The sequence below is a fragment of the Anaerovibrio sp. genome (assembly GCF_051866355.1).
Classification (GTDB): domain Bacteria; phylum Bacillota; class Negativicutes; order Selenomonadales; family Selenomonadaceae; genus Anaerovibrio.
On sequence record NZ_JBJDWZ010000089.1, the window covers coordinates 1 to 10,853 of the forward strand.

Sequence of the window (10,853 nt, forward strand, 5' to 3'; positions counted from 1 at the left end):
CCCACCAAAGTCGCCGTGCCGCCAATATTAGAGGCCAGAATCTGCGCCATCAAAAACGGCTTAACATCTACCTTCAACTGAGATGTAATACTAAAGGTTACCGGCACAGTCAGCAGTACGGTGGTAACATTATCCAGAAATGCCGAGCATACCGCAGTGAGGGTAGCCAGGGCCAGCAGCAGCTTCATAGGCTGTGCCTTGACCTTCTGGGCCGCCCAGATAGCCAAAAAGTTGAACAGGCCTGTCTCGGCCGTAATGTTTACGATAATCATCATGCCCATCAGCAGTCCCAGGGTATTAAAATCAATATGATGAATAGCGGTTTCCTGGGAAAGGATGCCGAACATAATCATGAGCATGGCACCAAAGATGCCTACAATGGTGCGATGCACCTTTTCTGAAATAATCAATGCGTAAGCGACAATAAATATTGTCACTGCTACGTAAGTTGCGTTAAACAATTTAATTGCCCCCTTCTTTATTTCTGTACCAAAAACTCCGCCTATCGCAACAGCGTCATGCGCGAAGGTAGGCGGAGTTGTGGAACACAATCTCGTATTAGATTGTTTTGCTGATTACATCAGGTAACGCAGATACACATAGGCGGTGGACATGATGATGGACAAAATCATACATGGGAAAGCCACCTTCATAAAGCCCAGGAAGGAAATCTGCTGGCCGTGCTGGGCTGCCAGAGAAGCAACCACCACGTTGGCGCTGGCACCAATCAGGGTACCATTGCCGCCCAGGCAGGCGCCCAGTGCCAGGGACCACCACAGAGGATCGAGATTGGTGATGCCCATAGCGCCCATATCCTTAATCAGCGGAATCATAGTTGCCACAAAAGGAATATTATCCACAAAAGCGGAAGCAATGGCGCTCATCCAGAGAATGAGGATGGCGGTTGCCTCCACAGAGCCCTCGGTAATCATCATGGCCTCGGCCGCCAGCATCTTGATAACGCCGGTTTCAACCAGGGCGCCAACCAGAATGAACAGGCCGGCAAAGAAGAAGATGGCCAGCCACTCAATCTTGCTGAGAACCTTGGCAATCTTTTCCTCATCCCTCGTAAAGGTCAGCAGGAGCAGCAAGCCTGCGCCGAACATGGCGGCAGTAGCCGACTCCAGCCCCAGTGCGCCGTGAGCCACAAACAATCCCATGGTCAGGGCCAGTACAAACAAGCACCTCTTCAGCAGGGAAACATCCGTGATCTGCCTGGCAGGCTTCAGCTTCATAACCTGCGCCTGCAGCTCAGGAGTGGTATGCAGGCCCTTGCCGTAGATGAACTCCAGGATAAAGGTAGTAACGATGAAAATCACAGCTGCCGGTGCGGCCAGATTCAGGATGAAATCCAAAAAGCTCAGGCCTACAGCGGAGCCAATCATTATGTTTGGCGGGTCGCCCACCAAAGTCGCCGTGCCGCCAATATTAGAGGCCAGAATCTGCGCCATCAAAAACGGCTTAACATCTACCTTCAACTGAGATGTAATACTAAAGGTTACAGGTACGGTCAAAAGCACGGTGGTAACATTGTCCAGCAGGGCGGAGCAGACCGCGGTCAGGGTGGCCAGGGCCAGCAGCAGCTTCATCGGCTGTGCCTTTACCCTCTGGGCCGCCCAGATGGCCAGAAAGTTAAACAATCCCGTTTCTGCTGTAATGTTTACAATTATCATCATGCCCATCAAGAGCCCCAGCGTATTGAAGTCAATATGATGGATGGCAGTCTCCTGCGAGAGAATCCCGAACATAATCATGAGCATGGCACCAAAGATACCGACAATGGTACGATGCACCTTTTCCGAAATAATCAGAGCATAGGCGATGATGAAGATTGTCACCGCAATAGTAGTAGAGTCAAACAAATTTATGCCTCCTTCTTATAAATACGTCATTACCTCGACCCAACGCATTTTCTTGGTTTTGTACCAAAGATGTACAGTTTGCCGCAATAATGCTGCCGCGAAAATCATCTGCGGCCGGAGCGCTTATCTGCCTTCTGCTTAATCTCCACAGGCTTGATGATAATGCTCTGGCCCTCCTTTTTGATTTTCATGGTGTAGTTTCTGATGCCGTCCCGGAAAAGCTCCATTTTCAGCTCCAGCAGCTTTCGGCCCAGCTCCTCTGTCAGCTCGTCCGTAAAGCCGGTAAGCGCAATATTCTTCTCCGGTTTTGACAGGCCTGCCCTGGCACGGCGGCGTTTGTCCTCCGCCTCCTCTGCGGCCAGGAACTGTGATTCCATAGTTACCTGCTCCACATAGCCCTGCAGCATATCCTTGTCAGACAGCCCCTTGGGTATTTTTGCCATATCTTACCCCTTCTTTGCCTTGGCCCAGGAATCCTTCAGGCCTACCACGCGGTTGAACACGAGATGCTCCGGAGTGGAATCCTTGTCCACCACATAGTATCCCTGGCGCAGGAACTGATAATGGGTTCCCTGAGCCGTCAGCCGCACACTCGGCTCCACAAGGGCATCCTGCAGAACCTCCAGCGAGTTCTTGTTCACTGCCGCCAGAAAATCTGCCGGCACCTCGCCCTTCTCGTCCGTTTCAATGAGATACTCATACAGACGGACCTCGGCCCTGATGGCATCCCCGGCAGAAACCCAGTGGATAGTTCCCTTCACCTTGCGGTTTGCCGTGGCACCGCCGGTACTGGACTCAGGGTCATAGCTGCAACGCAGCTCCCTGATGGTGCCGTCATCATTCTTCACGACCTCATCACACCTGATGATGTAGCCATGTTTCAGACGCACCTCCCCGCCCGGCTTCAGGCGGAAAAACTTCTTTGGAGCCTCCTCCATGAAGTCCTCCTGCTCTATGTACAGCTCCCTTGTAAATGGCACATAGCGGTGGCCGCCCTTAAAAGGGTGGTTCTCCGCCAGCATGTACTCCTTCTGCCCTTCCGGATAGTTAGTAATAACCACCTTCAACGGGCGAAGCACTGCCATAACGCGGTCAGCATTATTGTTCAAATCATCCCGGACACAATGCTCCAGCATGGCCACATCCACCAGGCTGTTGGCCTTGGCCACGCCTACCTCCCGGCAGAAGGCGCGGATGGCGGCCGGTGTATAGCCGCGGCGGCGCAGGCCGGAAATAGTCGGCATCCTGGGATCGTCCCAGCCGGATACATAGCCTTCCTCCACCAGCTGGCGGAGCTTTCTTTTGCTGGTAACCGTGTTGGTCAGGTTCAGCCGGGCAAACTCAATCTGCCGCGGGCGGGTATCAGCCGCAAAGCCTGTATTCTCCAGCAGCCAGTCATATAAAGGCCTGTGATCCTCAAACTCCAATGTACAAATCGAATGGGAAATCCCCTCTATGGCATCGGACAGCGGATGGGCGAAATCGTACATCGGATAGATGCACCACTCATCCCCGGTACGATGATGGGTCGCATGAGCAATACGGTAAATAACAGGGTCGCGCATGTTGATATTCGGGGAGGCCATGTCGATTTTGGCCCGCAGCACCTTCTCGCCATCGCCGAACTCGCCATTTTTCATGCGGGTGAACAAATCCAGATTCTCCTCCGCACTGCGGTTCCTGTAAGGGCTCTCCGTACCGGCCTCCGTAAGAGTGCCGCGCATGGCGCGGATTTCATCAGCGGTGCTGTCATCCACATAGGCCTTGCCTGCCTTAATCAGCTGCACCGCATACTCATACAGCTGGCCGAAGTAGTCGGAGGCGTAATACATGCGGTCCTCCCAGCTGAATCCCAGCCATTTGACATCCGCCATAATGGAATCCACATACTCCACATCCTCCTTGACAGGATTTGTATCATCAAAGCGCAGGTTGCACTTGCCGCCATACTGCTGTGCCAGGCCAAAATTCAGGCAGATGGACTTGGCATGGCCCACGTGCAGATAGCCATTCGGCTCCGGCGGAAACCGGGTGTGCACCCCGTCCCCGTAGCGTCCCTGCTTCAAATCATCGTTTATCTCATTCTGAATAAAATTAGAGGTAGTATTTAAAATATCAGGCATGCAATTTGCCTCCTTATAAATTGCTTTTATTGTCGTTAAGTCCCGTTCATTATATCATAATTTGTATGATAAATCTATATAAAATGATGTATACTTTTTGTATTGTTTCATCTCGTTGTAGCTCAAATGCACACAATATCATCCCTGCTGCACTTTTCTGCCACGTATTCCTGCAGGCGGCTGACACCCAGCTCCACCTGCGGCAGAGGAGGCAGATTGGCAATGATGGCGTCTATGTAGCCCTTGTCCCTGATACGGCGCAGTGTCCAGGCAAAATTCACATCATATACCCACATCAGCCGCACCAGCTTTCTATCCTCATTGGTGCGTATCATGGTATAGTCCACCTGCTGGCCGTTGACAAAACGCTCAAGAAAGCCCGGCGCAAACACGCCATTTTCACCGGATGCGTTGCCGTTTGGCCCCTTCATGAAATTCCTGATTGCCGACGAGCCGGCCTGCTCTCCCCCGTCCTCCGTCAGATAGGGAGCCAGCACCCTGAAAATATCCAGCTTGTCCGCATCACGGATGATTCTGGCAAAGAGCAGCTGCCGCGGTGAATCAGTAGCGGCAATCTCCTTTTTGTTATGATTCCGGATGGCAAACAGGACAAGCTCCTTATCCTCATCTGCCAGCAGTCCGTAAAAAGGCAGCTCCCTGATAACCTTTACCCCCAGATCCGCGTGATCCTCCGACCGGGCATCCACAAAGGTCTTGTAAAGCTGCCACTGGCGGAATCGTCCCACATCATGAAGCAGGCCGATAAGCTCTGCCAGGCCTGTATCATGGTCATCCAGCTGCAGGTGCAGGGCCAGCTCCCTGGCATGGGCGGTCACATAGCCCGTATGCTTTTCCTTCATCCCGATGCCAAACATTATGTCCTTGTCATCACAATAAAAGGATTTCATATATTCGTCCATCCATCGATGGGCTGCCTTCAATATTTTCTCCACATATAACACCTCCTGCAAACAAAAAAATTGTACCAAAAATTCCCTCATTATACAATAAGCATATCATATTAGTTTGTTGTATAATATATTCATAAACTAAAAAATGAGGAGGCATACGTATATGAAACTAGGCATTGCAGGCTCAGGCGGCATTGTAAAGGAGGTTCTGCTGGCATTGCAGGAGGTGGACGAGGTGCAGGTGACGGCGATTTTCGTCCGTCCCCACAGCAGGGAGAAGGGTGATGCCCTGGCCGCCCGATACGGCATCCCGGCCGTCTATACCGATTACGCAGAATTTCTCAAACAGGCAGACGTGGATTTTGTCTATATCGGGCTGATAAACAGCGCACATTTTACCTACACCCGTGATGCCCTGCTGGCAGGCAGGAACGTCATCGTAGAGAAGCCATTTGCTTCCAACCTGCGGGAGGTGAAGCAGCTGGCAGAGCTGGCGCAGGCCAACGGCCTCTTTCTCTTTGAGGCGGTGTCCCTGCTGCACATGCCGAACTATGCCAAGCTGCAGGAACTGCTGCCGCAAATTGGCAGGATTACCATGGTTCAGGCCAACTATTCCCAGTATTCCAGCCGCTATGACAAATACCTGCAAAAAGAGGTACTGCCGGCCTTTGACATCAATCTTTCCGGCGGCTCCCTCTATGACATCAACATCTACAATCTCAACCTGATTATCGGGCTGTTCGGCGCGCCAAAGGCCGTTTCCTACACTGCCAACATCGGCTTCAACGGCATCGACACCTCCGGCGCCGCCCTGCTGCAGTATGAAGGTTTCCCGGCCATCGCCGTGGGCGCCAAGGATTCCGACAGTCCCAGCGGCTGCACCATTCAGGGCGAAAAGGGCTGGCTCCGCTGTGACGGCGTACCGGGGGAGCTGAACTCCGTGGAGCTGTGCCTGAGAAAGCAGGAACCGCAGTGCTATGCCCTGAATGCCTATTCCCACCGCCTTGCCCATGAATTCAAGGACTTTGCCGATATCTTCGCCGCCCGCGACCTCGCCGCCCGCGACCGCTACCTCAGCATCTCACTGCAGGTAGCCGAAACCGCCGAAAAAGCCCGCCTGTCAGCAGGCATCCATTTCCCTGCCGACACCACCTCGCATGAATAAATCTTATTCAACGGCAACTACATTGACTGATAACCTCCTGCTTACATCACGTCGCAAGGATTAAAGAAGTTTAGAGCAAGCAGTGAACAAAAGCCCCATGGCAATTACTCAAAGAAAACCTTTGCTGCACCTCGGCGCTTAGCGATTTGCAAGCCGCAGGTGCGGCGAGAGCGTGTTTTTGTGCGTAATGCCATGGGGCTGACGTTTGGTTGATAAGATAATAATTAGCGATAAAAAAGTCCTGTCACCGGCAACACCAGTGACAGGACTTTTAAATTAACAGATTATATCATCTCATGCCATCAGGCACAGCCCAATTACATCAGGCCGATGAGGTGTGCGCCGATACCTACAGCGAACAGAGCCAGGATGATGATGATAGGGGAAACACCCTTCTTCAGCAGCCACATGCAGAGCAGGGTCAGCAGAAGAGGAACAAGACCAGGAATCAGTGCATCCAGGTTGTTCTGCAGGGTGGTAACCCTTACAGGCTCCAGAGCCATGCCGGAGGAGAACTGCTGAATAGCAGTCTTGATGCCCTCGCCGCCGGCAGGGAGCTTATCCCACTCAATATACGCACCCTCGCTGAGCTGGATGCTGGAAACAACAGGAGCAAACTTGATGCTTACCCATCTCTGTACCAGGGCACCGAGCACGAACATACCCAGGATGGAAGCACCGCGGGTAATGTTGGTCAGCATGCTGCCGGACAGGTTCTCGGTAATCTGGTTGCCGACGCCATAGCCGAATTCCTGAGTGTACCACATAAAGCCGAAGCGGAGAATGTTCCACAGAAGGAAGAACAGGATTGGACCAAGCATGTTGCCGTCCATAGCGATGGAAGCACACATTGCGCCCAGGATAGGACGAAGGGTGAACCAGAATACAGGGTCACCGATACCGGCCAGAGGACCCATCATACCAACCTTAACACCCTGAATAGCAGCATCGTCAACAGCGGCGCCGTTGGCCCTCTCCTGCTCCAGGGCAAGGTTTACGCCGATGATTGGGGAAGCAACATACGGATGGGTGTTGAAGAACTCCATGTGACGCTTCAAAGCGGCAATCTGGTCAGCCTTTTCCTTGTACAGCTTCTTGATAGCCGGAATCATTGCAAATGCATAACCACCGTTCTGCATACGCTCATAGTTCCAGGAACCCTGCAAAAATGTTGAACGCAGGCAAACCATAAAACGGTCAGCCTTGCTAAGAGTAATCTTATTATCTGCCATGTCAATCACCACTTTCTAATCAATAGTCATCAAGAATATCGCCGATCGGGTCCCTGCTGCCGCCATTGCCATTGCCGCCATTACCGCCACCGTTGTTGGACAGGTGGAGATAAATCATAACCATAGCGGTTGCGATAGCGCCCAGGGAGATAAGGGTGATTTCAGTCAGCGCAGCCACGCAGAAGCCCAGGATAAGGAATGCCCAGGTCTCCTTGTTGGCAATCATGTTGATAACCATAGCATAACCTACGGCAACAACCATGCCGCCGCCGATAGCCATACCGGTGGTCAGCCACTCAGGAATGGACTGCAGGCCTGCCTGTACAACCTCTGCAGGAATGAAGCAGAGAGCAACAGCAGGAATAGCGATACGGGCGCCCTGCATGAGCACGGCAGCAACCTGCCAGAACTCAATAGCTGCAAAGCTGCCCTGCTCGGCAGCGCCGTCCATCATATGAACGATAGGCACGGACAAAGTACGAACAATCATGGTAGTGAACAGACCTGCTACTGCCAGAGGAATAGCGATACCGATAGCAGTAGGAATGCCTGCTACGCCCTGGCCGCCCTGAATCAGGATGATTGCAGAAGCAACAGACGCCAAAGCCGCGTCAGGCGCAACAGCAGCGCCGATATTTGCCCAGCCCAGGGCGATCATCTGGAGAGTACCGCCCAGAATGATACATGGAACAGGGTCACCGGCAACAATGCCAATCAGGGAGCAAGCCAGGATTGGCTGATGGAATTCAAATTCATCCAGAACACTCTCTGCACCAGCCAGGAGTGCTACGATAATAATACCAATTATGGTAATAGTACCCATAATATAACCTCCAAATCTTTTTTATTGGACAATCTCAAATTAAGAAAAAATAATTACTTCAAACCGTCCTCTGCCTTCTTAATCAGGGCATCAAGGTTGTCAGCTGCATCTGCAGGCACCTTGCGCACATCAAAGGAAATCCCCATGCTCTTCAGTTCCTTAAAGGTATCAACATCGTTCTTATCCATGGAAATAACCTTGTTTACCAGCACCTTGCCTACAGAATGGGCCATGGAGCCGACATTCAGCTGCTTGATGGATACGCCTGCCTTGATTACAGTCAGGGCGTCCTGCGGGTTCTCGAAAAGCAGCATAGCCTTGGTTGCACCAAAGCGCGGGTCCTTCTCTACCTCGATAATCTTCTTCAAAGGAACAACATGCGCCTTTACACCCGGAGGAGCAGCCTTCATAATCAGGCCCTTGCGCAGCTCATCCTTTGATACGGCATCGGATACAACGATAATGCGGTCCGGCCTTACGCTCTTGGTCCAGCTGGTTGCCACCTGGCCGTGGAGCAGACGTGAGTCGATACGCGCCAATACATACTTGATATGGCCGTCACCCAGCACGGTTCCCTCCGGAATAGCATCCATAGCAGCTGGTGCCGCAGCGGCAGCTGCAACCGGAGCCGGTTCCAGTGACTCAGGCATTACGGTAACACCCTCACGGGACGGGCCGATAATGTTCTTTGCCAGGTCATGGGCGGAAATATTCTCGTCACCCATGCGCTCGCCCAGTGCAGTAATCAGCATAGGCAGGCTCAGGCCGGTAACGATAGCCCACTTGTCCTCATGGCCGTTCAGAATTGCGCTGGACTGATTAAATGGCGTACCGCCCAGCAAATCAACCAAGAAAATAACTTCGTCCTTGTTGGAAAGAGACTCTACAGCAGCCAAGAGCTTCTCACGGAACTTGTCAGGACCGTCCTCCGGCAGCAGCGTAACTGCAACCAGATCTTCCTGCGGTCCGAAAACCATCCCGGCAGACTGTTTTACTCCCTCTGCTAGTCCACCATGACTAGCTAAAATAATCCCTGTCATATTAGTCCTCCCCTCTGACAGAAAAGCCGTTTTGGTTGTTTCATTTCAACCATAGTTCATTGTAACATATTTCATCCCATTTATAAACCATTTTTATAGGAAATTTTTATATTTATAAATTTGACATATTTTCACTTGATTTAATATTATAGCATAAATTTTCTTTAGGATATAAATCATGCCAAATTGGACTTAACAATAACTTTCGATAATCAGCCTTGCGCGATTATGCTAGTTTCTGGTCTTAATTGCTCTTTTCTGCTCCTATTGTACATTTTTGCATTTTTGAACATTTTAGGAAATTTTTGCACGATTTCATAACAACAATAAAAAGTTACGTCAAACAAGATACGCTTTGACAATAGGATATATTTTATCTATAATAAGGATATAAATTTTATTATATTCATGTGCAGAAAGAAAGGAAGAAGTCATCATGTCTTACCCATTATTAATGCAGGCACCTGTAAAGGACTATATCTGGGGCGGCACCAAACTCCGTGAAAAATACAGCAAGGTATCAGAGGCTGACAAGCTGGCCGAAAGCTGGGAGCTTTCCTGCCATCAGGATGGCCCGAGCATCATCGCCAACGGCCCGGCCAAAGGCAGGACCCTTGAGCAGTACATTGAGGCGGAGGGCAGGGAAATCCTGGGCAGCAAGGCGCAGTCCTTCGAGAATTTCCCTATCATGATAAAGCTCATCGACGCCAAGGACAACCTCTCCGTGCAGGTTCATCCTGACAACGAATACGCCCTGAAAAATGAGGGCGAATACGGCAAGACGGAGATGTGGTACATCATTGACGCGGAGCCGGGGGCGGAGCTTCTCTACGGCGTGGAGAAAAAAATCACCGCCGATGAGCTGGCTGAAAGCCTGCAGAACGGCACCATCACCGATATCTGCCATCACGCACCTGTCAAGAAGGGGGATGTGTTCTTCATCCCTGCCGGCACCATCCACGCCATCGGCAAGGGCATCCTGCTGGCAGAGGTACAGCAGAACTCCAACACCACCTACCGCCTCTATGACTACGGCCGCCTCGGCAATGACGGCAAGCCTCGCCAGCTCCATGTAAAGCAGGGCTCCGAGGTCAGCTCCCTTGAGCCGCTGCCGCTGAAGGATGAGCGCGAGGTCGTTGCCCTTTCCCCTGACTGCAATGGCGAGCTACTGGCCTCCTGCGACTACTTCACCACCTACGGGGTACAGGTGGACGGCACCGCCAGCCTGGTCTCCGGCAGTGATTCCTTCCAGACCTTTACCGTGCTGGAGGGCAGCCTGACCCTGACAGCCGGGGACACCCTGCTGGAAATGTCTGCCGGGCAGACCGTATTCCTGCCGGCCGGCATGGGGGGATACACCCTTGACGGCAAGGCGCATTTGATTTTCACCACATTATAATACCCACTGCGGCATATATCGTACATTGTGCGCTATATAACTATATGACTATATCGTGCGCACCATATACACACCGTGCCGCATAGTGACGGACGCGCCGCTTATCTCATAGATAAGCGGCGTTTTTTTGCGCCCCACGGGCACCCGCAGGCAAAATAAAAAAACCGCGGCCTTACAGCTGCGGTTTTATTATTTAAATCCGTATCCGTCACAGACGAACAAAAGCTAAAAAGCTATTATGCGCGGAACTTGCGCTTGCGTGCTGCCTCAGACTTCTTCTTGCGGCGTACACTTGGCT

Annotated in this window: 10 protein-coding genes; 2 read left to right on the forward strand and 8 right to left on the reverse strand. The window is 51.8% G+C overall.

The window, feature by feature from the left end; all coding sequences use genetic code 11:
- From ACI3UA_RS04935 to ACI3UA_RS04955, 5 genes are all read right to left on the reverse strand, one after another.
- Positions 1 to 461 (reverse strand): SLC13 family permease (locus ACI3UA_RS04935; RefSeq protein ID WP_439723720.1); only part of this gene is annotated, 461 nt, incomplete at its 3' end.
- 114 nt (positions 462 to 575) lie between these two features.
- Entirely contained in the window at positions 576 to 1,862 is a 1,287-nt protein-coding gene (locus tag ACI3UA_RS04940) for an SLC13 family permease (protein ID WP_439723721.1), read from the reverse strand.
- A gap of 104 nt (positions 1,863 to 1,966) precedes the next feature.
- A complete protein-coding gene (locus tag ACI3UA_RS04945; RefSeq protein ID WP_439723722.1) occupies positions 1,967 to 2,305 on the reverse strand; it encodes a hypothetical protein in 339 nt (112 codons plus the stop codon).
- 3 nt (positions 2,306 to 2,308) lie between these two features.
- On the reverse strand, positions 2,309 to 3,985 hold the full coding sequence (locus ACI3UA_RS04950) for a glutamine--tRNA ligase/YqeY domain fusion protein (protein WP_439723723.1): 1,677 nt from the start codon (positions 3,983 to 3,985) through the stop codon (positions 2,309 to 2,311).
- A 122-nt stretch (positions 3,986 to 4,107) separates the two neighbouring features.
- Positions 4,108 to 4,938 (reverse strand): HD domain-containing protein, encoded by an 831-nt coding sequence (locus ACI3UA_RS04955; RefSeq protein ID WP_439723724.1) that lies wholly within the window; start codon positions 4,936 to 4,938, stop codon positions 4,108 to 4,110.
- Positions 4,939 to 5,059: 121 nt separating this feature from the next.
- Between ACI3UA_RS04955 and ACI3UA_RS04960 the strand changes: the two genes are divergently transcribed.
- Positions 5,060 to 6,061 (forward strand): Gfo/Idh/MocA family protein, encoded by a 1,002-nt coding sequence (locus ACI3UA_RS04960; RefSeq protein ID WP_439723725.1) that lies wholly within the window; start codon positions 5,060 to 5,062, stop codon positions 6,059 to 6,061.
- A 317-nt stretch (positions 6,062 to 6,378) separates the two neighbouring features.
- Here ACI3UA_RS04960 and ACI3UA_RS04965 read toward each other — a convergent pair whose 3' ends face one another.
- The 3 genes from ACI3UA_RS04965 to ACI3UA_RS04975 are packed head-to-tail and all read right to left on the reverse strand — an operon-like array spanning position 6,379 to position 9,156.
- Positions 6,379 to 7,293: a PTS system mannose/fructose/sorbose family transporter subunit IID gene (locus tag ACI3UA_RS04965; protein ID WP_439723726.1), complete on the reverse strand. Its 915-nt coding sequence runs from the start codon at positions 7,291 to 7,293 to the stop codon at positions 6,379 to 6,381.
- Between the two features lie 19 nt (positions 7,294 to 7,312).
- Positions 7,313 to 8,116: a PTS mannose/fructose/sorbose transporter subunit IIC gene (locus ACI3UA_RS04970; protein WP_439723727.1), complete on the reverse strand. Its 804-nt coding sequence runs from the start codon at positions 8,114 to 8,116 to the stop codon at positions 7,313 to 7,315.
- 53 nt (positions 8,117 to 8,169) lie between these two features.
- Positions 8,170 to 9,156, reverse strand: coding sequence for a PTS sugar transporter subunit IIB (locus ACI3UA_RS04975; protein WP_439723728.1), 987 nt, complete (start codon positions 9,154 to 9,156; stop codon positions 8,170 to 8,172).
- Positions 9,157 to 9,592: 436 nt separating this feature from the next.
- Here ACI3UA_RS04975 and ACI3UA_RS04980 point away from each other — a divergent pair, with 436 nt between their 5' ends.
- Entirely contained in the window at positions 9,593 to 10,555 is a 963-nt protein-coding gene (locus tag ACI3UA_RS04980; RefSeq protein WP_439723729.1) for a type I phosphomannose isomerase catalytic subunit, read from the forward strand.
- Positions 10,556 to 10,853 lie beyond the last annotated feature (298 nt).